At 57.3% G+C, this 21,787-nt stretch carries 24 protein-coding genes; 13 read left to right on the top strand and 11 right to left on the bottom strand.

From position 1 onward, the window contains the following. Nucleotides 1-31: 31 nt before the first annotated feature. On the bottom strand, nt 32-331 hold the full coding sequence (locus M8010_RS19985) for a cold shock domain-containing protein (protein WP_284048198.1): 300 nt from the start codon (nt 329-331) through the stop codon (nt 32-34). A gap of 329 nt (nt 332-660) precedes the next feature. Between M8010_RS19985 and clpS the strand changes: the two genes are divergently transcribed. Both clpS and clpA read left to right on the top strand, forming a co-directional pair. Further along, a complete protein-coding gene (gene clpS, locus M8010_RS17660) occupies nt 661-1,020 on the top strand; it encodes an ATP-dependent Clp protease adapter ClpS (protein ID WP_250094028.1) in 360 nt (119 codons plus the stop codon). A gap of 18 nt (nt 1,021-1,038) precedes the next feature. Beyond that, nucleotides 1,039-3,309 carry an ATP-dependent Clp protease ATP-binding subunit ClpA gene (clpA, locus tag M8010_RS17655; RefSeq protein ID WP_250094027.1) on the top strand — a complete coding sequence of 757 codons (2,271 nt, stop codon included), beginning with the start codon at nt 1,039-1,041 and terminating at the stop codon, nt 3,307-3,309. A gap of 86 nt (nt 3,310-3,395) precedes the next feature. Here clpA and infA read toward each other — a convergent pair whose 3' ends face one another. The 9 genes from infA to M8010_RS17610 all read right to left on the bottom strand — a co-directional run bounded on the left by infA (nt 3,396) and on the right by M8010_RS17610 (nt 10,259). Beyond that, complete coding sequence (gene infA / locus M8010_RS17650) at nt 3,396-3,614, bottom strand: translation initiation factor IF-1 (protein ID WP_114613076.1); 219 nt, start codon at nt 3,612-3,614, stop codon at nt 3,396-3,398. A gap of 78 nt (nt 3,615-3,692) precedes the next feature. After that, a complete protein-coding gene (locus M8010_RS17645; protein WP_250094026.1) occupies nt 3,693-4,406 on the bottom strand; it encodes an arginyltransferase in 714 nt (237 codons plus the stop codon). Beyond that, nucleotides 4,407-5,120 (bottom strand): leucyl/phenylalanyl-tRNA--protein transferase, encoded by a 714-nt coding sequence (gene aat, locus M8010_RS17640; RefSeq protein WP_250094098.1) that lies wholly within the window; start codon nt 5,118-5,120, stop codon nt 4,407-4,409. It lies immediately after the preceding gene. Between the two features lie 215 nt (nt 5,121-5,335). Beyond that, nucleotides 5,336-6,286 (bottom strand): thioredoxin-disulfide reductase, encoded by a 951-nt coding sequence (gene trxB / locus M8010_RS17635; protein ID WP_250094025.1) that lies wholly within the window; start codon nt 6,284-6,286, stop codon nt 5,336-5,338. Nucleotides 6,287-6,307: 21 nt separating this feature from the next. Next, nucleotides 6,308-7,219 carry an AAA family ATPase gene (locus M8010_RS17630; protein WP_250094024.1) on the bottom strand — a complete coding sequence of 304 codons (912 nt, stop codon included), beginning with the start codon at nt 7,217-7,219 and terminating at the stop codon, nt 6,308-6,310. A gap of 7 nt (nt 7,220-7,226) precedes the next feature. Continuing rightward, nucleotides 7,227-8,150, bottom strand: a complete 924-nt coding sequence (locus tag M8010_RS17625; protein WP_284048184.1) for a carbon-nitrogen hydrolase — start codon at nt 8,148-8,150, stop codon at nt 7,227-7,229. Continuing rightward, a complete protein-coding gene (locus M8010_RS17620) occupies nt 8,147-9,181 on the bottom strand; it encodes an agmatine deiminase family protein (RefSeq protein WP_284048197.1) in 1,035 nt (344 codons plus the stop codon). The genes M8010_RS17625 and M8010_RS17620 overlap by 4 nt, the downstream gene beginning before the upstream one ends. 95 nt (nt 9,182-9,276) lie before the next feature. Beyond that, complete coding sequence (locus M8010_RS17615; protein ID WP_250094023.1) at nt 9,277-9,579, bottom strand: hypothetical protein; 303 nt, start codon at nt 9,577-9,579, stop codon at nt 9,277-9,279. A 92-nt stretch (nt 9,580-9,671) separates the two neighbouring features. Next, nucleotides 9,672-10,259, bottom strand: a complete 588-nt coding sequence (locus M8010_RS17610) for a PilZ domain-containing protein (protein ID WP_250094022.1) — start codon at nt 10,257-10,259, stop codon at nt 9,672-9,674. 114 nt (nt 10,260-10,373) lie between these two features. Here M8010_RS17610 and M8010_RS17605 point away from each other — a divergent pair, with 114 nt between their 5' ends. Both M8010_RS17605 and M8010_RS17600 read left to right on the top strand, forming a co-directional pair. Continuing rightward, the gene (locus M8010_RS17605; RefSeq protein WP_250094021.1) at nt 10,374-11,615 is read left to right on the top strand and encodes a lipoprotein-releasing ABC transporter permease subunit; all 1,242 of its coding nucleotides are present in this window, start codon (nt 10,374-10,376) and stop codon (nt 11,613-11,615) included. Further along, the gene (locus M8010_RS17600; protein ID WP_250094020.1) at nt 11,608-12,318 is read left to right on the top strand and encodes an ABC transporter ATP-binding protein; all 711 of its coding nucleotides are present in this window, start codon (nt 11,608-11,610) and stop codon (nt 12,316-12,318) included. The genes M8010_RS17605 and M8010_RS17600 overlap by 8 nt, the downstream gene beginning before the upstream one ends. On the opposite strand, the gene M8010_RS17595 is transcribed toward M8010_RS17600, so the two are convergent. Next, nucleotides 12,306-12,857, bottom strand: a complete 552-nt coding sequence (locus tag M8010_RS17595; protein WP_250094019.1) for a DUF2062 domain-containing protein — start codon at nt 12,855-12,857, stop codon at nt 12,306-12,308. The two genes, M8010_RS17600 and M8010_RS17595, sit on opposite strands and share 13 nt — an antisense overlap. A gap of 79 nt (nt 12,858-12,936) precedes the next feature. Here M8010_RS17595 and M8010_RS17590 point away from each other — a divergent pair, with 79 nt between their 5' ends. The 9 genes from M8010_RS17590 to murB all read left to right on the top strand — a co-directional run bounded on the left by M8010_RS17590 (nt 12,937) and on the right by murB (nt 21,755). Next, complete coding sequence (locus M8010_RS17590; RefSeq protein WP_250094018.1) at nt 12,937-15,330, top strand: DNA internalization-related competence protein ComEC/Rec2; 2,394 nt, start codon at nt 12,937-12,939, stop codon at nt 15,328-15,330. Nucleotides 15,331-15,423: 93 nt separating this feature from the next. Further along, nucleotides 15,424-16,050, top strand: a complete 627-nt coding sequence (pocA, locus tag M8010_RS17585; protein WP_250094017.1) for a flagellar polar localization protein PocA — start codon at nt 15,424-15,426, stop codon at nt 16,048-16,050. A 5-nt stretch (nt 16,051-16,055) separates the two neighbouring features. Next, nucleotides 16,056-16,478 (top strand): ExbD/TolR family protein, encoded by a 423-nt coding sequence (locus M8010_RS17580; protein WP_250094016.1) that lies wholly within the window; start codon nt 16,056-16,058, stop codon nt 16,476-16,478. Beyond that, complete coding sequence (gene msbA / locus M8010_RS17575; protein WP_250094015.1) at nt 16,475-18,244, top strand: lipid A export permease/ATP-binding protein MsbA; 1,770 nt, start codon at nt 16,475-16,477, stop codon at nt 18,242-18,244. Before M8010_RS17580 ends, msbA begins: the two co-directional genes overlap by 4 nt. Beyond that, entirely contained in the window at nt 18,241-19,269 is a 1,029-nt protein-coding gene (gene lpxK, locus M8010_RS17570; RefSeq protein WP_250094014.1) for a tetraacyldisaccharide 4'-kinase, read from the top strand. Before msbA ends, lpxK begins: the two co-directional genes overlap by 4 nt. Beyond that, nucleotides 19,262-19,450: a Trm112 family protein gene (locus M8010_RS17565; protein ID WP_250094013.1), complete on the top strand. Its 189-nt coding sequence runs from the start codon at nt 19,262-19,264 to the stop codon at nt 19,448-19,450. The genes lpxK and M8010_RS17565 overlap by 8 nt, the downstream gene beginning before the upstream one ends. Before the next feature lie 12 nt (nt 19,451-19,462). After that, nucleotides 19,463-20,251 carry a 3-deoxy-manno-octulosonate cytidylyltransferase gene (kdsB, locus tag M8010_RS17560; RefSeq protein ID WP_250094012.1) on the top strand — a complete coding sequence of 263 codons (789 nt, stop codon included), beginning with the start codon at nt 19,463-19,465 and terminating at the stop codon, nt 20,249-20,251. Then, nucleotides 20,248-20,727 (top strand): low molecular weight protein-tyrosine-phosphatase, encoded by a 480-nt coding sequence (locus tag M8010_RS17555; protein ID WP_250094011.1) that lies wholly within the window; start codon nt 20,248-20,250, stop codon nt 20,725-20,727. Before kdsB ends, M8010_RS17555 begins: the two co-directional genes overlap by 4 nt. Further along, the gene (gene murB / locus M8010_RS17550) at nt 20,724-21,755 is read left to right on the top strand and encodes a UDP-N-acetylmuramate dehydrogenase (RefSeq protein WP_502846234.1); all 1,032 of its coding nucleotides are present in this window, start codon (nt 20,724-20,726) and stop codon (nt 21,753-21,755) included. Before M8010_RS17555 ends, murB begins: the two co-directional genes overlap by 4 nt. Nucleotides 21,756-21,787 lie beyond the last annotated feature (32 nt).

Here is a 21,787-nt window from a genome sequence, read left to right as displayed (position 1 = left end):
CGCCGGTATTTTCCGGCTCACGGATTACCGGTCAGGCGTTAGCGGCGCGAGGCTGGTCCTGATAGTCACTGCCCTGGTCCTTTTTCTTTTCGGAGGTGCTCTCCGAAGAACCCTGCTTTTGCGGCTGCTCTTCAGGGACAATGTTGACCGCGTGGATCCCTTTGTCACTGGGTTTTTTCTCAAAGGTCACGGGCTGGCCGGCCTTTAAAGTTTTGTAACCTTCCATTTGCACTGAAGAGAAGTGAGCAAACAGATCGTCACTGCAGCCCTCTTCGATTATGAAGCCATAACCCTTGGCATTGTTGAACCACTTTACTTTGCCTCTTGGCATGATGAACTCCCCTGTTCTTTCACTGTCAGTGTCTTTGTTATTGCTATTATGACCGGGCGTTTTGCCTTGCACGGATATTGGGCTCTTGATGGGCTCTATTACAAAACCCTTACGCCAATTTACAATATTTTACATTGCTATCTTACTGTTGACCAATATTCGCTCGGAGTCAATAGCAGTTATAGCGGGAATGTATGGTTGAACCGGTGCCTGAGCCTGTATCATGGCGTGAATGATAACCAGCGCACGTCAGGTTCTCTCAAGCACCTTGAAAACCGGGCGGCAGACAACCATCTTTAGGAAGAGGCACCGATTTCCGGTAAAGAATCATGCGGACTATCCAGAATTCTCTACTAGTATTAAATCAGGGAGAGGATGAACAACCCGGGCGTCAGGACGACGTCGGTGTTGCTCCCGAGAAGCCTGCTCTCAAGCGTCCCGCACGCTTCAGAGTGCTGCTTCTGAACGACGATTACACACCCATGGATTTCGTCGTGGATGTGTTGATGACCTTCTTCGGAATGAACGAAGAAAAGGCGACGCAGGTGATGCTGCTCGTCCATACGCAGGGAAAGGCGGTATGCGGGGTTTATACCCGGGACATCGCGGAAACAAAGGCGGCACAGGTGAACCAGTATTCTTCGGAATGCGAGCATCCGCTCCTTTGCGAGATTGAACGTGCGGACTGATAGACCTTGGGGTGGCCCATGCTGAGCAAAGATCTTGAAATTACACTGAATGCGGCTTTCAAAAGTGCCCGCGACAAGCGTCATGAATTCATGACCGTCGAGCATCTTTTGTTGGCTTTGCTCGATAACGATTCGGCAGTGGGCGTCCTGAAAGCTTGCGGAGCAGACCTGCCCCGTCTTCAGGAAGAACTCGTAGAGTTTGTGGATTCAACCACACCACTGATCCCCAGCAACGACAGCGAGCGGGAAACACAACCCACGCTCGGATTCCAGCGCGTACTTCAGCGTGCTGTCTTTCACGTGCAATCCTCTGGCAAAAAAGAGGTAACCGGTGCCAATGTACTGGTGGCCATCTTCAGTGAACAGGAAAGCCAGGCGGTCTACGTGCTCAAGAAGCAGAGCATCGCCCGTATTGACGTGGTAAATTTCGTTTCCCATGGCATCTCCCGCGTCCAGGGTGCCGAGGATCAGGAAGGTCATGAACAGGCTTCTCATGAGGAAGCCGGCGAAGAGGGCGGTGCGTCACGCCCGCTTGAAAGCTACGCAACCAATCTTAATGAGCAGGCGCGCCAGGGTCGCATTGACCCGCTGATTGGCCGTGAGCACGAGGTTGAGCGAGTGGTGCAGATACTGGTTCGCCGTCGCAAGAACAATCCGCTGTTGGTGGGCGAAGCCGGCGTGGGTAAGACCGCGATTGCTGAAGGCCTGGCCAAGCGTATTGTGGATGGTCAGGTACCGGACATTATCTCGGACGCTGTGGTCTACTCACTGGATCTGGGAGCGCTGCTCGCCGGAACCAAATACCGCGGTGACTTCGAGAAACGACTGAAGGGTCTGCTTGCTGAACTGAAGAAAGAGAAGCATGCGATTCTGTTTATTGACGAGATCCACACCATCATTGGTGCCGGGTCCGCTTCAGGTGGTGTCATGGATGCCTCCAACCTGCTCAAGCCGATGCTGAGCTCGGGGGAGATCCGCTGTATCGGCTCTACCACGTTCCAGGAATTCCGGGGTATTTTCGAAAAAGACAGTGCACTCGCTCGTCGCTTCCAGAAGATCGACGTCAACGAGCCCAGCGTCGAGGATACCTATCAGATTCTAAAGGGACTGAAGTCCCACTTTGAGAAGCACCACGATCTGAAGTATACCGACCAGGCGTTACGGGTGGCCGCGGAACTGTCGGAGCGTTACATCACTGACCGTCATCTGCCGGACAAGGCCATCGATGTGATCGATGAAGCCGGCGCACATCAGCGCCTGCTGCCCATCGGCAAGCGCAAAAAAACCCTGGATGTGTCGGAAATCGAGGATGTGGTGGCCAACATCGCCCGCATTCCGCCAAAGAATGTGTCCACCAGCGACAAGGACCTGCTCCGCAATCTTGAACGGGACCTGAAAATGGTGGTCTTTGGCCAAGATCCGGCCATCGAGTCCCTGTCCACGGCGATCAAGCTGGCACGTGCCGGCCTGAAGGCGCCGGAAAAACCGGAAGGTGCCTTCCTGTTTGCCGGCCCCACCGGTGTGGGCAAGACCGAGGTTACCAAGCAGCTTGCCAAGGTACTGGGTATCGAGCTGGTGCGCTTCGACATGTCGGAATACATGGAGCGGCATACTGTATCCAGGCTGATTGGCGCCCCTCCGGGCTATGTCGGATACGACCAGGGTGGCCTGCTGACAGAATCCGTGAGCAAGCACCCGCACTGTGTGCTGTTGCTGGATGAAATCGAAAAGGCCCATCCGGAAGTCTTCAATCTGCTGTTGCAGGTGATGGACCACGGCACCCTGACCGACAACAATGGACGCAAGGCCGACTTCCGCCACGTGATTCTGGTGATGACCACCAACGCCGGTGCCGAGAGTATGGCCCGCCGTTCCATTGGCTTCAGCGAGCAGGACCACAGCAGTGACGGTATGGAAATTATTTCCAAGACCTTCACGCCGGAATTCCGCAACCGGCTGGATGGCATCATCCAGTTTGGCGATCTGAAGCCGGCGACCATTACTCATGTGGTGGACAAGTTCCTCACGGAACTCCAGGCTCAGCTGGATGAGAAGCATGTCGTGCTTCATGTGGATGACGCGGCGAAGGAGTGGCTGGCAGAAAAGGGCTACGATGTCACCATGGGCGCGCGCCCGATGGCGCGTCTGATCCAGGACAAGATCAAGCGGCCTCTTGCCGAGCAGATCCTGTTTGGGCGCCTGTCGGAACGTGGTGGTGATGTGTATATTCATCTCAAGGACGATGAATTGCACTTCGAGTACGAAGACGAGCCAGCCGAGGCGGTCTGATCAGAGGACTGAAACGGATTTGGTTACGTGACGAAAAAAGCCCCGGTGTTTAGCACCGGGGCTTTTTGCTTTCGTAAAGCTATTTATTAACGGGCGCGGTAAACAATACGCCCCTTGCTCAGATCGTAAGGGGTCAGCTCTACCTTGACCTTGTCGCCTGTCAGGATGCGGATGTAGTTTTTGCGCATCTTGCCGGAGATATGAGCGGTAACAACATGGCCATTTTCAAGTTCAACACGGAACATGGTGTTGGGAAGCGTATCAACAATAACGCCTTCCATTTCAATAGCATCAGACTTTGCCATTCAGTAAAAACCTCGTAAATTGGCTTGCTTTGATTTTAAATTGCGCAATTCTGCCTGATTTATCGTCATTTGGCAAAATCAGTTAACGTCCATCGTGTGCCACTGGCCGTCCTGTAGCGCTTCGATGGGGCGAAAACAGGTTTTGTAGTTCATCTTCCGGCATTCTTCGATCCAGTAGCCCAGATACAGGTGGGGAAGTCCCATCCGTCTGGCCTCTTCTATCTGCCAGAGCACCGCAAAGGTTCCCAGGCTACGGCGCTCGTAAGCCGGATCAAACACGGTGTAGATGGCCGACAAGCCTTCATCCAGCATATCCACGGCAGCCAGACCGACCAGCTTGTCGCCGTCCAGAATTTCAACGAACCAGGAGTCCGTGGCTCCTTCCACCAGAAAGGACATGAACTGCTCCCGGGATGGCGGGTACATGTCCCCGTCAGCGTGGCGCTGCTCAATGTAGTGGGCATAGAGGCTGTAGTACCGCTCGGAGAAGGTAGCCCGGACCATCCTGCAGTCAAGGTCGGCATTTTTCTTCATCACCCTGCGCTGGCTGCGGTCGGGCTGAAACTGATCCACTTTCAGTCTGACCGGAACACAGGCATTGCAGTGTTCACAGTGGGGGCGGTAGTAATGGGAGCCACTACGGCGGAACCCCAGCGCAGTCAGCTGGCTATAGAGCCGCTTATCAACGTGAGCCCGTGGGTCAACGAACATGGTGGTAGCTTCGCGATCGGGCAGATAGCTGCATTCATGGGCCGGTGTAGCAAAAAATACCAGGGTTCTGAGATTGCTCATTCACACCTCCCGCCCGGGCCACTGCCACTGGAAGTCCCAGTGCTGGTGTTCCGGAGTACTGTCGACGCATGTCCTGAGTATAGATAAAAACTCGCTGCGGGGAATACATCGGGCGCCCATTCTGATCAGATGACCGCTTTCTACCTGGCAGTCCATTATGCGGTAGCCCCATTCTCTGAGCTGATTGGCGAGGTGGACCATCAGGACCTTCGAGGCGTTGGTTTCCAGGGAAAACATGGATTCGCCGAAAAAACAGCGGCCAATGGCCAGGCCGTACATTCCGCCGACCAGTTCTCCCCGTGGGTTCCAGGCTTCGATGGAGTGGGCGACGCCCTGTTTGTGTAGTTGGCCGTAGCTGTCGATCATGTCCTGGGTGATCCAGGTGCCTTCAGCGCGGGTGTTGGCGCACAGGCGGATAACCCTGGAGAAGGTCTGGTCGGCGGTGATAGAGAAGTAACCGCTGTTCAGCGTGCGCCGGAGGCTTCTGGATACGTGGATTTCTTCCGGAAAGAGCACACATCGGGGATTGGGAGACCACCAGAGGATGGGCTGGTCGTCACTGAACCAGGGGAATATGCCGCTTCGGTAAGCCAGTATGAGCCGTTTGGTGGAGAGGTCTCCGCCGAGGGCGAGCAGTCCGTCGGGGTCGTCGAGGGCTTGTTCGGCGGGGGGGAACCAGAGGTGGTTTTGTTCTAGCCAGGGTAGTGAAGTCATGCGGGTCCGGCTTTTGTGGTTACCTTTAAATTTCGACCTCGGGGATGTCGGCAGATGGAACCGGGTGTCTGAAACACGCTCAAGCACATCCCTGTGGCGCTTGGGCTCCGCCATCCATGGCTCCGCACAGTTTCAGACACCCGGTCCCACCTGCCTTTTCAGGCCTTGGAGTTGCCCGCGCTTTAGCGTTCCCTGAATAAATTCCCTGATTTCAGTTAGTCCTGATCCAGGAACTTTTCCGCATCCAGTGCTGCCATGCACCCGAAGCCTGCGGAGGTAACCGCCTGACGGTAAACGTGGTCGGCTACGTCGCCGGCGGCGAAGACGCCGGAGATGCTGCTCTGGGTGGCCATGCCTTCGAGGCCGGAGCGGATTTTGATGTAGCCGTTTTCCATGTCCAGTTGGCCGGTGAACAGGTCGGTGTTGGGTTTGTGGCCGATGGCGATGAAGACGCCGGCCAGGTCCCGTTCCTGGGTTGAGCCGTCTTTCATGCTTTTGATGCGCATGCCGGTGACGCCGGTGCCGTCGCCGAGGACTTCGTCGAGGGTGTGGTCCCAGACGATGTTGACGTTGCCGTTTTCGGCTTTTTCGAACAGTTTGTCCTGCAGGATTTTTTCGGCGCGCAGGCTGTCGCGGCGGTGTACCAGGGTGACTTCGTCGGCGATGTTGGAGAGGTATAGGGCCTCTTCAACGGCGGTGTTGCCGCCGCCGATGACGGCGACTTTCTGTTTCTTGTAGAAGAAGCCGTCGCAGGTGGCGCAGGCGGAGACGCCCTGGCCTTTGAATTTCTCTTCCGAGTCCAGGCCCAGGTACATGGCGGATGCGCCGGTGGCGATGATCAGGGCGTCGCAGGTGTATTCGCCGTTGTCGCCCTTGAGGCGGAAGGGGCGGTTGCGCAGGTCGGCTTCGTTGATGGTGTCGTAGACCACGTTGGTTTCGAAGCGCTCGGCGTGCTTGAGCATGCGCTGCATCAGTTCCGGGCCCTGCACGCCGTCGTTATCACCTGGCCAGTTGTCGACGTCGGTGGTGGTGGTCAGTTGGCCACCCACTTCGATGCCGGTGATCAGTGTCGGCTTGAGATTGGCGCGGGCCGCGTAGACTGCGGCGGTGTAGCCGGCCGGGCCGGAGCCGAGGATGATCAGTCGGGAGTGCTTGGTTTCGCTCATTGGGGGTCTCTCGTTAACGATTTATTCAATGACAGATACAGAGGTCAGAAGTTGCCTGATTCGTTCAGCGCTCTTACCGGATTCTCCCTGTTCCAGGCGGTGTTCTGCAACTGCGGGAAATACGGCCTGGATATCATCCGGCAATACGTGATGGCGGCCGTCCATCAGCGCCCAGGCTCTGGCAGCGCGAACGAGGCCAAGGCCTGCGCGGGGTGACAGGCCATAGAGCAGCCCTGGCATGCTTCGGCTCTGTTCCAGCAGGCGCTGGACATAATCCAGCAATGCGGGACTGGTGGTCACCCGGTTGACGGCGTCCTGCAGGGTCTGCAGGTTCTCCGCGGACAGAATGGACTGCAGGCGGTCAGTCATGGTTCGCCGGTCTTCGCCTTCCAGCAGTTCCCGCTCAGCGCGGGGATCGGGGTAGCCGAGCCGGATGCGCATCAGGAACCGGTCAAGCTGGGATTCCGGCAGCGGATAAGTGCCACCCTGCTCGATGGGGTTCTGGGTGGCGATCACAAAGAACGGGTGTGGAAGTGGCCGGGTTTCCCCTTCAATGGAAACCTGCCGTTCCTCCATGGCTTCCAGCAGTGCACTCTGGGTGCGGGGTGAGGCGCGGTTGATCTCGTCGGCCAGGACAACCTGGGCAAAGATGGGCCCCGGGTGGAATACCAGGCTTCCGGCTTCCTTGTCGTACATGGAGAAGCCGAGAACGTCGGCCGGCAACAGGTCGTTGGTGAACTGAATGCGCTGGTAACTCAGGCCCATGACCCGGGCCAGTGCGTGGGACAGGGTGGTCTTGCCCATGCCAGGGATATCTTCAATAAGGAGGTGGCCTTTGGCCAAAAGCCCGCAAAGCGCGAGGCGTACCTGATGATCCTTGCCCAGGAGTATGCTGTTCAGTTCACGGATGACCGTGTCTGTCAGTTTCTTCATGAAATGCTCAGTCCCTAACCCGCTTGAGAATGTCGCCATAGGCGTCGATGCGCCGGTCCCTGAAATACGGCCAGATGCGTCGAATCGATTCACTGCGTGAGCGGTTAATGAATGCGGACAGAATGGTTTCAGAGTGATCATCGGCTCGCGCCAGGAATTCGCCCTGGGCGCCACAGATGAAGCTGTTGCCCCAGAAGCGGATACCATCCGACTGACCCGAGGGGTCCGGTTCGGTTCCTACCCGGTTGGGGGCGATAACGGGCAGGTTGTTGGCCACGGCATGGCCGCGCTGGACCGTTACCCAGGCGTCCAGCTGGCGAGCCTGTTCGTCCGGGTCGTCGGTGATATCCCAGCCGATAGCAGTGGGGTAGATCAGCACTTCAGCGCCTGCCAGGGCCATCAGGCGGGCGGCTTCGGGGTACCACTGGTCCCAGCATACCAGTACACCCAGGCGGCCAACGGAGGTATCGATCGGGGTAAACCCGCTGGCACCATCGTTACAAGTGGCATCGCCGGGGGTGAAGTAGAACTTCTCGTAAAACCCGGGGTCGTCCGGGATATGCATCTTGCGGTAAAGGCCGGCAATGGTGCCATCCCGTTCAAAAACAACAGCGGTGTTGTGATAGACCCCGTTCATCCGACGTTCGAAGATCGACCCTACCAGCACAATTCCCAGTTCCGCTGCCAGGGCTGACAGACGGTCGCTGGTGGGCCCGGGGATGGGTTCGGCCAGTTCGAACACCGAGGTGTCTTCGGTCTGGCAGAAATACAGCGTGGCGTGCAATTCCTGCAGCACCACCAACTGAGCGCCGTCGCTGGCGGCTTGCCGGACCAGTCGATCACTGGTGGCCAGGCTGCTTTCCTTGTTGGCGTCGCATGGCTGTTGAATGGCGGCAATGGCCAGAGCACCGGCCGGGGTAGGGCGGGTCATGCCTGCACAACTCCTGCGGGTATCTGCATGGTGACGCAATGAAGGCTGCCATGCTGCGTGATCAGCGGGCGGCAGTTCACCGGAATAATTTCCCGCTCGGGGAAAAGGCCGCTCAGGACTGTCAGCGCGTCTTCATCCTGGGGGACTCCGTAGACCGGTACCAGAACTGCGCCGTTGATGATCAGGAAATTGGCATAGGTCGCCGGCAGGCGCTCGCCGTCATCGCCGTAGATGGCATCGGGCCAGGGTAACGGTGTCAGCCTGTACGGCTGGCCATTGGCCTGGTGGAACTGTTGCAGTTCTTCTTCCATGGCCGCGAGGGCGCTGTAATGCTCATCGCTGACATCAGGGCAGGCCACATAGCAGATATGATCCGCCGCGCAGAAACGGGCGAGAGTATCGATATGGCTGTCGGTGTCGTCCCCGGCCAGATAGCCGTGGTTAAGCCACAGAATCCGATCGGCCCCCAGCGTCTCCCCGAGCAGGTGCTCGATGCCAGCACGGTCCATGGAGGGATTGCGGGATGGGGTCAGCAGGCATTCGCTGGTGGTCAACAGTGTGCCCTGACCATCGGATTCGATGGAACCACCCTCAAGTACGAACTGTACCGGCACTAACTGAGTGTCGCCAAAGCTACTGAAATTCGCCAGATGGCGATTGAGGGCGTCGTCTTTTTCCCAGGGAAACTTGTTGCCCCAGGCGTTGAAGCGAAAATCCAGCAATTCAGGGCCGTCTCCGCCGGAAATGGCGATGGGACCATGGTCACGCGCCCAGGTATCGTTGGCAGGAGCGGGTACCGCTACGACACGGCCAGGCAGGTCCTGTTCCTGTGCATAGTCGTTGAGATCCCGTTCCAGTTCCTGTAAGCGAACCACGTGTTCACAACTGAGAACAACGTGCTCGAAACGGAGCACGGCCTGTGCAATGTCGAGGAAGACCGGCTCTACCTCGGCGAGGCTGCCACTCCAGTCGGTTCCCGGATGGGGCCAGGTCAGCATTACGGCACTTTGGGGTGCCCACTCTGCGGGCATCACAGGTCTGGAAGTCAAGTTGCGAACACCTTTCTGCAAAAACCGACATTCTAACGAACAGGCGAGGTTGCGTCAGGACATATTTGAACGATTTTTCAACGTCGGGGCTTCAGCACGGCATGAATGACCCTGTCACTCTCGAAATACACAACAAAATCATCGTAGTGCCACTGGGAAATTGGCGGATCACCCACCGGCCCCATGGCGTTCAGCGGACTGCCCCAGCCATCGCGAACGCTGGACTGACTCATCCCGGTGCGGGGCAGGTTTGCCTCGGCGCTGCGTTCGGCCTGAGACATCACCGGCACTCGTACTTCTTCGGCGACAACCGTGGCGAACGGTCCCATCGCCATGAGGGCGGTGGCTGCACAGACTGCTTTCATTGTGCGTTTTTTCATCACTGGATTGCTCCCTGGTATCGCATTGATAAAACGTAATATCTGACAAAGACTAACAAAAGTCAGCCCGGATTCGGTGATTTGTGGACGGTTTATTCTTTTTGCCGTTGTCGGATCTGCCAGCGCATCACATGGCGGGCAATTTGCTGGCGGTCGCTGTCATGGATGTCCGTAAATTCCGTGTGAACCCTTGCACCTCCGCTTCCATCAGGCTCGATGTTGATTATCCGGGCAACCGCAACCGGCTGAAACAACTCAGGGGGCAGGGTCATTCTCAGAGCCAGGACCTGGTCAATCATGAAGCTGTTGGTTGCCGTATGGAACGACAGGCCACCCTCGCTGAGGGTGACGTCTTGCCAGTCTTCAGGTTGCAACGGATTTTGCTCAAAGGCCATAATGCGCGCCAGCGTATCCAGCTTTCCGTTGAGAGACTTTAGCAGCGAGGTCAGCAGGCGGTCTCGCTCTGCCAGGGTGGCAAGTTGTGCCCGGACATCCTGATCGAGACGTCTGAATTCTGAACGTAGGTCTTCCAGGTGGCTGCCATTGAAAGGGTTTTCCCTTTCGCCATCATCGGAACCGAGCTTTCGGATTTCCAGGCCGATATGATCGCTGATACGGAAAAAGTCCCTGCGGTCGGAAGGAATATCCGTCGGGTCGTTGTGGGGTGTCGTTGCAGCCATCGGGACTCCAGAGCGCGTTATTATTGTTTCCTGATAGAAGTTTAGCAGCTTCCTGCCGCTCCGTATCGGGGCAGGAATTTCGACAGACCAGTAGGTAGCGACAGGCTCCTCCCAATGTTCAGACCCTTATCACTGTATGTTGGTTTGCGGTATACCGCAGCCAAACGACGTAATCACTTTATTTCCTTCATATCACTGACTTCCATGATCGGCCTGATGCTTGGTGTCGCGGTGCTGATCATCGTTCTGTCGGTGATGAACGGCTTTGATCGAGAGCTCAAACAACGGATTCTGGGCATGGTGCCTCATGCCACCATTCAGGCGGACGGCGTGATTCAGGACTGGGAAGACGTTGATCGCACCGTCGAGCAGCACCCATCAGTGATTGCTGCAGCGCCCTATATTCAGGGGCAGGGCATGGTGACCGGCGGCGGTGAAGTCCGTGGCGTTATGCTTAACGGCATTCTGCCGGAGCAGGAACGAAGTGTCTCAATCATTGAGAACCACATGATTGAAGGCAATCTGGATGACCTTAAGTCCGGTGAATTCGGCATCATTATCGGCAAACTGATGGCCTCTGCACTCCGCCTACAGATTGGCGACCGGGTAACTGTGGTATTGCCGGAGGCGTCCGTGACGCCTGCGGGCGTGCTGCCGCGACTGAAGCGATTTACCGTCAAAGGTGTGTTCAGTGTTGGTGCGGAGCTTGATGGCAACTACACCCTTGTTCACATGGACGATGCTTCCAAGCTGATGCGCACCGGAGGCAAAGCCGAGGGCGTTCGTTTGCTGGTGGATGACCTGTTCAAGGCTCCACAGGTGGCAAGAGAAGCTGCGACGGAGCTCAGTGGGCGTCATTACATTTCGGACTGGACGCGTACCCATGGCAATCTGTTTCAGGCCATTCGCATGGAGAAAACCATGATCGGCCTGCTGCTGATGTTTATCGTTGCGGTGGCGGCGTTCAACATCGTCTCGACCCTGGTAATGGTGGTGACTGACAAAACGGCTGACATCGCCATATTACGCACAATGGGCGCCACCCCGGGCCGAATCATGCGCATTTTTATTGTCCAGGGCGCTGTTATCGGTATTACCGGCACCATCGTGGGTACGGCTCTTGGCGTGTTCGGCGCCTATAACATCAGTGGTTTCATTGCCTGGCTGGAGGCTTTCATGGGGCACCAGTTCCTCAGCGCGGATGTGTACTTCATCAGTTATCTGCCCTCCCAGCTGCAGTGGCAGGATGTGTGGATTATCAGCGGTTCCGGCCTTGCGCTAAGCCTGCTGGCAACGATTTATCCGGCGTGGCGTGCATCTCGCGTCGATCCGGCGGAGGCTTTGCGTTATGAGTGATTCGACAACCCTGAACAGTGACAAGCCGCTGGTGATCGCTTGTGACAAGGTCACGCGCACCTACAACGAAGGCCCCGGCAAGCTCACCATTTTCTCGGATATTTCTTTGCAGATATCGGCCGGGGAAACGGTCGGCATTGTTGGTAGCAGTGGCGCCGGGAAGACAACCCTGCTGAACCTGCTGGGTGGCCTGGATAAACCCTCCTCCGGTCATATTGAGATCTGTGGTCAGGATATCCACCGCATGAGCGAGGCCGGGCGGGCTCGCTTCCGTAACCGTCACCTGGGGTTTGTGTATCAGTTTCACCACTTGCTTCCCGAGTTTTCGGCGTTGGAGAACGTCATGATGCCCTGTGCCCTTGGCGGAGTCGGCATGAAGCCGGCCGCGACCAAGGCAAGTGCGATACTTGAGCGTGTTGGCCTGGGCCACCGCCTGGCTCACAAGCCCGGTGAATTGTCCGGCGGAGAGCGCCAGCGTGTTGCCATTGCCCGCGCATTGGTGAATGAGCCTGAATGTGTGCTGATGGACGAGCCGACAGGTAATCTGGACGAACAGACCGGGGAAGGAGTTCGTGACCTTATCGAGTCACTGCGGGATCAGATTGGTATTGCATTTGTGCTGGTTACCCATGACATGAAAATGGCCAGAAGCCTCGGGCGGGTTCTGCGGCTGGAGCAGGGAGAGTTGTCTCAGGAGCTTTGACTATCTCTATTACGCCGTCGGATACGAGTGCCCGATGACCCGCGCTCCTGCCAGTCAGAACGAACTTTGCGACGCCAAAGAAACTGGATGATCAGGTATGCCAAGCATGCCGACAGGGTAGCTACCATCAGCGAGCCCAGGTACAGGGGAATGCCGATGTCCAGGAGGCGCCCACTGAGCCAGGACCAGGACAGCTGGAACTCGAAATTCAGCACCGGCCGGTCGAGAATCCATGCTCCGATTTTGTAGTTGAAGTAAAACATGGGGGGCATGGTCAGCGGATTGCTGACCCAGACCAGTACCACTGACAGTGGCAGGTTGGCGTTGAACCAGATGGCAAAACAAGCCGCTGCGAGCATCTGGAAGGGCATGGGAATAAAGGCCATGAAAATGCCCACGAGAAACGCTCGGGCAACGCTGTGCCGGTTAATGTGCCACAGGTTGGGTTCATGAAGGATATCGCCGAAGAAGCGCAATGATTCGATCTTGCGCACCTTTTCCGGCGATGGTAGATACCGTTTCATGAACTTCTTTGGCATCGGGAAGTTCTGCCTGCTCAGAATGATGGTTCCGGGAATTCGCGGTCCCGGAGAGAACTCACTACCAGGAGGACAAGGATTGTCCGGAAGTTTTATGGCCAGGGTTGGCCTAGCAGGCTTCGCCTGCGGCGTTATCTTACTGTATAGCCTTGCGGTCTTGCCACCTCTGCAGTGGCTGATTGTCGCAGTGGTAATCCTGTTTGTCGCGATGATGGCTGCAGCGTCGACAGTGGCAAAAACCACGGCGGTTTTGGTTGCAGGCAGTCTGGCCGGTATGCTCTGGGCAGCTTGGAATGCCGAGGCACGTCAACAATCCACACTTCCCGCCAGCCTGGAAGGACAGGCTCTTGAAGTGTCTGGCTATCTCTGTGGTGTGCCCTCCGCCGGCAGTTTCAGCAGCGTCCGTTTTACGTTCTGTGTTGAACGTTGGTATCCGCCGGAAGCTGCCAAGGCGCCGGATCCGTCAGAGATGCCACGGAAGCTGCGTCTTGCCTGGTATGGCGATGAGGCAACAACCAGCATTCCTCAACGCCTGAGGCTGAAGGTGGTTCTCAAGCGTCCCCATGGTTCGGTAAACCCGGTGGGTTTTCGATACGAATCCTGGCTGTTCCGCAAAGGCTTCGGCGCCATCGGAACCATCCGTGACCTGGTCCCGGACACTGGCTTCGCATGCCGCTTGGATTGTCGCTACTTCCGCTGGCGCAATGGCCTGGTCCGGGCGACCTCGGAAAGATTGGCCACTGCCCGGTATTTCCCGCTGATTACCTCGCTGATGATTGGTTACCGCGGCCACATGGAGCCCAAACACTGGGACGTTCTAAAAGCGACCGGAACCATTCACCTGGTGGCTATTTCAGGGCTGCACCTGGGGTTGGTTGCCGCTGGCGCAGGCTTTGTCTGCCGGCGGTTTCTGCTCTTGCTGCCACAGGGACGGGTGTCGCCTGGCAGGCTACGAAGGACAGTCTTTTTCTGTGTGTCCCTTGCCAGCCTCGCTTATGCGCTTGCAGCCGGATTTTCCGTACCCACCCGGCGAGCGCTGATCATGGTTGTTATCGCGGGCTGGGTTCTATTGGGTGCACGGAAAACCGGAGCATTCACAGGTCTGCTGGGCGCGCTGTTTCTGGTGTTGTTGACGGACCCGTTCTCGCCACTGGACCAGGGTTTCTGGCTTTCCTTCGGTGCGGTTTCGGTTCTCGTGCTGCTCTTCAGCCTCCGTTTGCGCCAGGCAGGGTGGCTTCAGGGCCTGGTACTGGCTCAGATTGCTGTTTTCGCTGCCCTGTGGCCAATTCTGGAAGTGCTTGGGCAGTCCCAGGTCCTGACCGGCTTTGTCGCCAACCTGTTTGCCATACCTCTGGTATCGTTGGTGGTGATGCCCGCTTTGGTGGTCGGCGCGCTAATCATGGCGATTTCCCCGCTGGCGGACGCTTTTGTTATCCATGTTTTTGACATGGTGTTTGGCGTGCTTTGGCAAGGGCTGGCATGGCTGGCTGAGGGTGAAATCGCTATGCCGGCCCCGGGCGTTCCAGCACTGCTGGTGCTGGCCTTTGTAGTAATGGCGGCGTTGCTGGTGCCTTTTCGTGGATTTCGCAGGACAGCGGCAGGCCTGGTGGTGTTGTGGATGGCCTTTGTTCTGGTCGGCGGTCCGCGTACCGGCGTTGAGAATACGCCGGTGGACGAGCCGGAACTCTGGGTGTGGGATGTTGGTCAGGGGCTTTCAGTTATGGTTCGGGATCAGGACCGGGTGCTTGTTTACGATACTGGCCCGGCGCTCGAGGGTGTGTATTCTGCAGTTGATTCGGTATTGATACCCAACCTCAGAGAATTGGGGGTCCGCCGTATTGATACGCTGATTATCAGCCATGGTGATAGTGACCATGCTGGCGGGTTGCCGCTGTTGTTTGAAAGCTTCGATGTGGGCGAGGTGATCACTGGAGAGCCAGAACGGTTAGCAGACATGCTGCCACGCAGTTCGGGAGTGCAGGCGCAAGCCTGTACTCAGAACGCTGCCCTCACTATGGGAAGTCTGAACCTGTCCTTATGGCGCACTCCAGGCACGGTGGAGGGTAACGATGCATCATGCGTTGTCACAATCAGGTCGGTCGCATCTGACGTTGAGGTGGTTCTGCCCGGGGATATTACCCGACGGGTAGAGAGCCGCTTTGTCGCTGATCGTCGGCAGGAGAAAGCCGGGTTTCTGGTCGCACTGGCGCCCCATCATGGCAGCAAAACGTCGTCGTCAGAGCAATGGGTAGGGGAGATGGCGCCGGATCTTGTGTTGTTCAGTGCGGGATACCGGCATCGCTTTGGGCATCCTCATCCAGATGTCGTGGGCCGGTATCTCTCTGCCGGCAGTCGTGCACTGAACACCGCAACATCAGGCGCAGTGCACCTGGCATGGCAGCGGGATAGCGTATTGGTAACCGAGGCGAGAGCACGAACGCCGTTCTGGATTCGTAAACCCGAAAGCCGCTGAAGTGGCCTGTAAAAACCGTGACATTCCGGGTGTGGCCTACGCGGGTAGCTATGCTAAAGTAGCGCGGCTTGCTAACAATCAGGGAGACCAAGCGTGTTCGAGCTTTTGAAAGCCGGTGGCATCCTCATGGTGCCGATTCTTGCCTGTTCCATTCTAGCCCTAGCCATCATTCTTGAGCGTTTCTGGAGTCTCAGACCGTCCAGGGTGGCGCCGCAGCAAACCATTAACGAGTTGTGGCGCTGGATCAAGAAAAAAGAGCTTAACGGGCGCAAGCTCAAAGCCTTACAGGCATCTTCTCCCCTGGGCCGTATCCTGGCAGGCGGGCTGATGAATGCAAAGCATGGTCGTGAGATCATGAAAGAAAGCATTGAGCATGAGGCCAGCCAGGTCATCCATGATCTGGAACGTTTTCTCAACCCGCTTGGTACCGTCGCGACGATTACCCCATTACTGGGTCTGCTCGGCACGGTTATCGGCATGATCAAGGTGTTTGCCGAGATTCAGCTCGCCGGCGTTGGTGATGCCGGTAATCTTGCTGGTGGTATTTCAGAAGCCCTTATTACCACAGCCTCCGGCCTCAGCGTGGCTATCCCGGCCCTCATCTGTCACCGCTATTTTATCCGCCGTGTTGATGAGCTGGTGGTGGGTATGGAGCAGGAGGCCATCAAGCTGGTCGAGGTGGTACATGGCGACCGCGAAATCGACGTGGAAGGAGCCTGAACACCGTGAAGTTCAAGCGCCAGAGAAGTCAGGAAGTCGGGGTTGACCTGACGCCACTGATCGATGTGGTCTTCCTGCTGCTGATATTCTTTATGGTTTCCACCACCTTCACCCGTGAAAGCCATCTCAATATCGAATTGCCGGAAGCCAATGGTGAAAGGTCCGAATCCGAGGCCAGGCTGATTGATGTGGTGATCAACGCGGAGGGGCAGTACATCCTCAATGACCGGACGCTTGTCAATAATCGCCGTGAAACCCTTGAGCGAGCAGTCAGCGAGCTCGCTGGCGAAGACGTGTCTTTGCCGTTCATCATTACCGCAGATGCCCGCACTCCGCATGAATTCGTGGTTCGTGCCATGGACGTAGCCGGACGTCTCGGTTTTGCCAAACTCAGTATCACCACAGAACGAGAGGCTGAAGGGCAGTGAGCGAATCCACCTCAACACGGGATCCGCAGTCAGCTTCAAGCTGGGCAACCTACAAGCGCTTGCTGGCGTATGTAAAACCCTTCTGGCTGGCTTTCTCTCTTGCCGTGGTTGGTAATGTCATATACGCCGCTGCCTCCACCGGCATGGCTGCTGCCATGGAATACGTAATCACTGCCCTGGAAAACCCCACCGACGAAAACCGTATTCAGCTGACCTTGCTGATCGTGGGCGTATTCGCCTTTCGAGGGGTGGGCACGTTTATGAGCCAGTACTTCATCAGCTATGTTGGCCGGCAGGTTATCAATGCCCTGCGAAAGCAGGTGTTTGACCGTCTTCTGAACCTGCCTTCCCGCTATTTCGATGAAAACGCTTCGGGCCGACTGGTATCCAAGCTGACCTTTAATGTAGAGCAGGTTGCCGAAGCAACCACCAATGCGGTCACGATTACCCTCCGTGAGGGGCTGACGATTCTTGGTCTGCTGGGCTTCATGATCTACACCAACTGGAAGCTGACGCTGGTATTCCTGGCAGTGGGGCCATTGATTGCTCTGGTCGTAACCTATGCCAGCAAGCGGTTCCGCAAGATCAGCCGGCGGATTCAGGGGTCCATGGGAGACATTACCCATGTGGCCTCCGAATCCATCAGCGGTTACCGGGTGGTGCGCACCTTTGGTGGCGAGCATTATGAGCGCGACAGATTCCGCAAAGTGAGCGAGAAAAACCTGGAACAGAGCCTGAAAATGGCCTCCACCCAGGCTATCAGCATTCCGATGATCCAGTTGCTGGTGGCTATCGCCATTGCGGCACTGGTGTGGTTCATGCTCGCCCCCGAGCTGCGCGGTAACATGAGCACCGGTAAGCTGGTCGCCTTTATTACCGCTGCAACCACCATGGCCAAACCCATTCGCCAGGTTACCTCGGTGCATGCCAAGATCCAGAAAGGTGTCGCTGCGGCACACGACGTGTTTGGCACCATGGATGAGGAGCCGGAGGACGACCCGGGCACCTATGCGCCAAATCGGGTAGACGGCAGCATCGAGTTCGACAATGTGTGTTTTCGCTACCGCGATCAGCTTGAGGATGTGCTCCAAGGCATCTCGTTGAGTATTCCCGCCGGCCAGAGTGTGGCGCTGGTGGGGCGATCCGGCAGTGGCAAGTCCACGATGGTCAGCCTGCTGCCGAGATTCTACGAATACACCGGTGGTGACATTCGCCTGGATGGGCACTCGCTGAAGGAGTTTTCCCTCGAAGCATTGCGGGCGCAGATAGCGCTGGTGACTCAGAACGTGGTGCTGTTCAACGACACTATTGCTGCCAATATTGCCTATGGCGCACTTCGCCATTGCAGCCGCGAACAGATTATTGATGCGGCCGAGAAGGCTCATGCAATGGAGTTCATTGAACGCATGCCGGAAGGACTGGACACCATAATCGGTGATAACGGTGTGATGCTCTCCGGCGGTCAGCGCCAGCGCCTGGCAATTGCCCGGGCCCTGCTGAAGGACGCACCTGTGCTGATTCTCGATGAGGCTACCTCGGCACTGGATACCGAATCGGAACGTCACATCCAGGATGCCCTCGAAACTGTCATGCGGGGCAGAACAACACTGGTCATTGCCCACCGTCTCTCCACCATTGAGAAAGCGGATCGCATACTGGTGATGGACGGCGGCAGGATTGTCGAATCCGGCCGCCACGATGAATTGCTTGCCCAGGGTGGAGCCTATGCCCAGCTCCATCAGATGCAGTTCAGCGAGCAGGCATGACCACGCTGGTGAACCGGCTGTGGTATGGCGGGAAGCGTCCTCTTTGGCCCCTGTATCCGCTGGTATGGCTCTATCGGGCGATTGCAGAAAGCCGCAGGCGCCGGGCATGGCAGGCTCGCGACGAACGCATTCCGGTTCCGGTCGTGGTGGTGGGTAACATAACCGTCGGTGGTACCGGTAAATCACCTTTGACCGCGGCGCTTACCGGGCTGTTGAAGGAGCATGGCTGGCAACCGGTCATATTGAGCCGGGGCTACGGTGGCAAGGCCGACCACTATCCTTTGCTGGTTTCCCGGGACACGGGCCCCGATCTGGCTGGCGATGAGCCGGTGATGCTGGCTGCGGAATCCGCATGCCCGGTGGTGGTGGATCCGGACCGCAAACGTGGTGCCCTCTGGGCTCTGGACCAGAAGCTGGGTAACATCCTCGTATGTGATGACGGACTCCAGCACTACCGGTTGCCCAGAGATATAGAGCTGGCGGTTTTCGACGCCAGCCGGGGAATCGGCAATGGCGCACTGATTCCCGTCGGCCCGCTGCGCGAGCCCATCGAACGATTGGCCTCGGTCGATTTTGTCATTACCAATGGTGGCCGGCTGGACGATATCGATCACCCACATCAGTTCACCATGACCCTGGCTCCAACTGAGCTGCGCAACCTCGTTACCGGTGATGTTGTCTCTCCGGATCGTCTTCGGGGGCAGTCGGTGAAGGCAGTTGCGGGAATCGGCAATCCGGAGCGATTTTTCGATACACTGAGGGGACTGGGGGCGCAGGTCCGGCCCCGTGCCTTGGCGGATCATCACCGATTTACCCCTGACGATCTGCATTCAGAACAAGGTGAATGGTTGATAATGACAGCCAAGGATGCCGTCAAATGCCAGAAGATTGCACCGGACAATACCTGGGTGCTGGCCGTAAAAGCCGGGCTTCCGGAGTCTTTCCGTCAGGCATTTATGGCCAGTGTCGAACATTGTCGCCAGTCACTGGATTCCAACGAAACTGTGAGAACACACCATGGATAAGAAACTGATGGCCCTGCTGGCATGCCCGGTATGCAAAGGGGACCTGAAGCTCAACGACGAAAAGACCGAACTGGTCTGCTACCAGGATGCGATGGCTTTTCCCATTCGCGAAGGGATACCGGTTATGCTCGCCACCGAGGCTCGTACCCTGACTACCGATGAGCGCCTGGATAAACGCTGACAGGAAGCCTTTATGTCCTATACCGTTGTAATTCCAGCCCGCTATGCATCCACCCGGCTGCCGGGAAAGCCACTGGCGGACATTGCCGGCAAGCCGATGATTGCGCATGTCTATGATCGCGCCTGCGAGAGCCACGCCAGCCGCGTAATCATAGCCACCGATGACCCGCGCATTGAAACAGCCTGCCGGGCGTTCGGAGCTGAGGTGGTGATGACGTCTGCCGATCATGCCAGCGGCACGGACCGCCTTGAAGAGGTGGCCCGGTTGATGGACTTTGCCCCGAACGAACGAGTGGTCAATGTTCAGGGCGATGAACCTCTGATACCCCCGGAACTGATTGACCAGGTGGCCGCCAATCTTGAAGCCCATCCCGATGCCGCCATTGCCACACTCTGTGAACAGATTTCGGACGCGGCCAGCGTTTTCAACCCCAACGTGGTGAAAGTGGTGTTTGATCATCGCGGCATGGCTCACTATTTCAGTCGTGCACCGATACCCTGGGCGCGGGATGCATGGCAGGCAACAGACGACCGTCAGCAGCTTCCCCAGGGCGTTGGCTATTATCGTCACATTGGTATCTATGGCTACCGTGTGAGCCTTCTGCGTGATTTTGTCACCTGGGCGCCGGCGCCAACGGAAGTGACGGAATCCCTTGAGCAACTGCGGGCTTTGTTCAATGGAGCCCGCATTCATGTAGAAGAAGCCTGCCGCGTACCGCCGTCAGGTGTCGATACGCAGCAGGATCTCGAGCGTCTGCGACACACCATGGCAGCAAAGCAAAAGGAGGCACCTAACCCATGACCACACCGGTGAAGGTACTTTTTGTTTGTCTCGGCAATATTTGTCGCTCCCCCAGTGCTGAGGGTGTTTTCCGCAAAGTGATTGAGCAGGCTGGATTCGATGACCGGATTGCAATTGACTCCTGTGGTACTGGCGACTGGCATGTGGGCAAGGCGCCCGACAGCCGTGCCGTCGCTGCCGCACGCAAGCGAGGTATTGATATCAGCCATCTGCGGGCGCGTCAGTTCCGCGGTGAAGACCTGGACCAGTTTGACTATGTATTGGTGATGGACCGGCAGAATCTGGCGGATGTGCGGGATATCTGGCGCCAGAATGGAGGCACGGAGCCGGCCTTGTTCCTGAAGTTTGGCAGTTCCGGCCACGACGAGGTCCCCGACCCCTACTACGGCGGTGATCAGGGCTTTGAACACGTACTGGACCTGATCAATGAAGCCAGCGAGGGGCTCCTGCGGCATATCCGGGAGCAGTCGGCTTGATCAGCCCGATGAGTATTCGGGAGAACGTCTTTCTGGGCGACATGAATACCCTGGGTATTGGGGCCCGGGCGCAGTATTTTGTGTCAGTAACGTCCGTTGAGGCACTTCAGGAAGCTCTGAGCTGGGCAGCTGAAAAGTCCATAGAGCCATTGATATTAGGCGGCGGCAGCAATCTGGTCTTCGCCGGTGATTATCCGGGGCTGGTGATTCGCATGGCCATTTCGCGCCGGTGCTGGGAGCATGTTGAAGGGGGCGAAGCAACGCTGGTGTTGGGCGCCGGTGAAAACTGGCATGACGTGGTTATGTACGCGGCCTCCGCAGGTTACCGAGGTATTGAAAACCTGGCGTTGATTCCGGGAACGGTGGGAGCGGCGCCGGTCCAGAACATCGGGGCTTATGGTGCGGAATTGCGGGATACCCTGTTGGAAGTCAGTGCCCTGGATCGCCACACCGGTAATGAGGTCACCCTCACCAACAGCCTCTGCCATTTCAGCTATCGTGACAGTGTGTTCAAGCAGGAGCCCGGCCGCTATGTGATTACCCATGTCCGCCTGCGACTGTCGCGTTCCCGACCGTTCTCCCTGGATTACCGCGACCTTGCCGAATACTTTGACGGGCAGGATACGCGCAGTTTAACGCCACTCGATGTGGCAAACGGGGTGATGGCGGTGCGGCGGCGAAAATTACCTGACCCGGCCCAGCTTCCCAATGCCGGCAGTTTTTTCAAGAACCCTGTCATACCACTCGACAGGTGGTGGGCCCTGCAGCAAACCTATCCGGACATCGCCGGGCATCCTGGCGATGACAGCGCCAAGGTGGCCGCAGCATGGCTGATTGATCAGTGTGGCTGGAAGGGGTACCGCAATGGCAAGGTTGGCGTTCACAACCGGCAGGCGCTGGTATTGGTGAACCATTCCAATGGCAATGGCTACGATGTGCTGTCGCTGGCAGACAGGATTCGTGATGACGTCAAGGCCCGCTTTGGTATCGCGCTGGAGATGGAGCCGGGAGTGGTCGGCAGCCCGTAGCCGGCCGCCGGCTCACTCCCTTCAGTGAGAGC

The organism is Marinobacter sp. ATCH36, assembly GCF_023555055.1.
Classification (GTDB): Bacteria; Pseudomonadota; Gammaproteobacteria; order Pseudomonadales; family Oleiphilaceae; genus Marinobacter.
Note: the sequence above shows the minus strand (reverse complement) of the source record. Positions and strands in the feature narration are given on the sequence as shown.

Coding starts and splice junctions, on each gene's coding strand:
- trxB (WP_250094025.1), bottom strand. CDS start 6,286: ATGAGCGAAACCAAGCACTCCCGACTGATCATCCTCGGCTCCGGCCCG.
- aat (WP_250094098.1), bottom strand. CDS start 5,120: ATGACTTCACTACCCTGGCTAGAACAAAACCACCTCTGGTTCCCCCCC.
- M8010_RS17555 (WP_250094011.1), top strand. CDS start 20,248: ATGACCACACCGGTGAAGGTACTTTTTGTTTGTCTCGGCAATATTTGT.
- M8010_RS17615 (WP_250094023.1), bottom strand. CDS start 9,579: ATGAAAAAACGCACAATGAAAGCAGTCTGTGCAGCCACCGCCCTCATG.
- M8010_RS19985 (WP_284048198.1), bottom strand. CDS start 331: ATGCCAAGAGGCAAAGTAAAGTGGTTCAACAATGCCAAGGGTTATGGC.
- M8010_RS17595 (WP_250094019.1), bottom strand. CDS start 12,857: ATGCCAAAGAAGTTCATGAAACGGTATCTACCATCGCCGGAAAAGGTG.
- clpA (WP_250094027.1), top strand. CDS start 1,039: ATGCTGAGCAAAGATCTTGAAATTACACTGAATGCGGCTTTCAAAAGT.
- M8010_RS17625 (WP_284048184.1), bottom strand. CDS start 8,150: ATGACCCGCCCTACCCCGGCCGGTGCTCTGGCCATTGCCGCCATTCAA.
- M8010_RS17610 (WP_250094022.1), bottom strand. CDS start 10,259: ATGGCTGCAACGACACCCCACAACGACCCGACGGATATTCCTTCCGAC.
- M8010_RS17600 (WP_250094020.1), top strand. CDS start 11,608: ATGAGTGATTCGACAACCCTGAACAGTGACAAGCCGCTGGTGATCGCT.
- M8010_RS17605 (WP_250094021.1), top strand. CDS start 10,374: ATGTTCAGACCCTTATCACTGTATGTTGGTTTGCGGTATACCGCAGCC.
- M8010_RS17630 (WP_250094024.1), bottom strand. CDS start 7,219: ATGAAGAAACTGACAGACACGGTCATCCGTGAACTGAACAGCATACTC.
- infA (WP_114613076.1), bottom strand. CDS start 3,614: ATGGCAAAGTCTGATGCTATTGAAATGGAAGGCGTTATTGTTGATACG.
- M8010_RS17620 (WP_284048197.1), bottom strand. CDS start 9,181: ATGCCCGCAGAGTGGGCACCCCAAAGTGCCGTAATGCTGACCTGGCCC.
- M8010_RS17645 (WP_250094026.1), bottom strand. CDS start 4,406: ATGAGCAATCTCAGAACCCTGGTATTTTTTGCTACACCGGCCCATGAA.
- M8010_RS17565 (WP_250094013.1), top strand. CDS start 19,262: ATGGATAAGAAACTGATGGCCCTGCTGGCATGCCCGGTATGCAAAGGG.
- lpxK (WP_250094014.1), top strand. CDS start 18,241: ATGACCACGCTGGTGAACCGGCTGTGGTATGGCGGGAAGCGTCCTCTT.
- kdsB (WP_250094012.1), top strand. CDS start 19,463: ATGTCCTATACCGTTGTAATTCCAGCCCGCTATGCATCCACCCGGCTG.
- clpS (WP_250094028.1), top strand. CDS start 661: ATGCGGACTATCCAGAATTCTCTACTAGTATTAAATCAGGGAGAGGAT.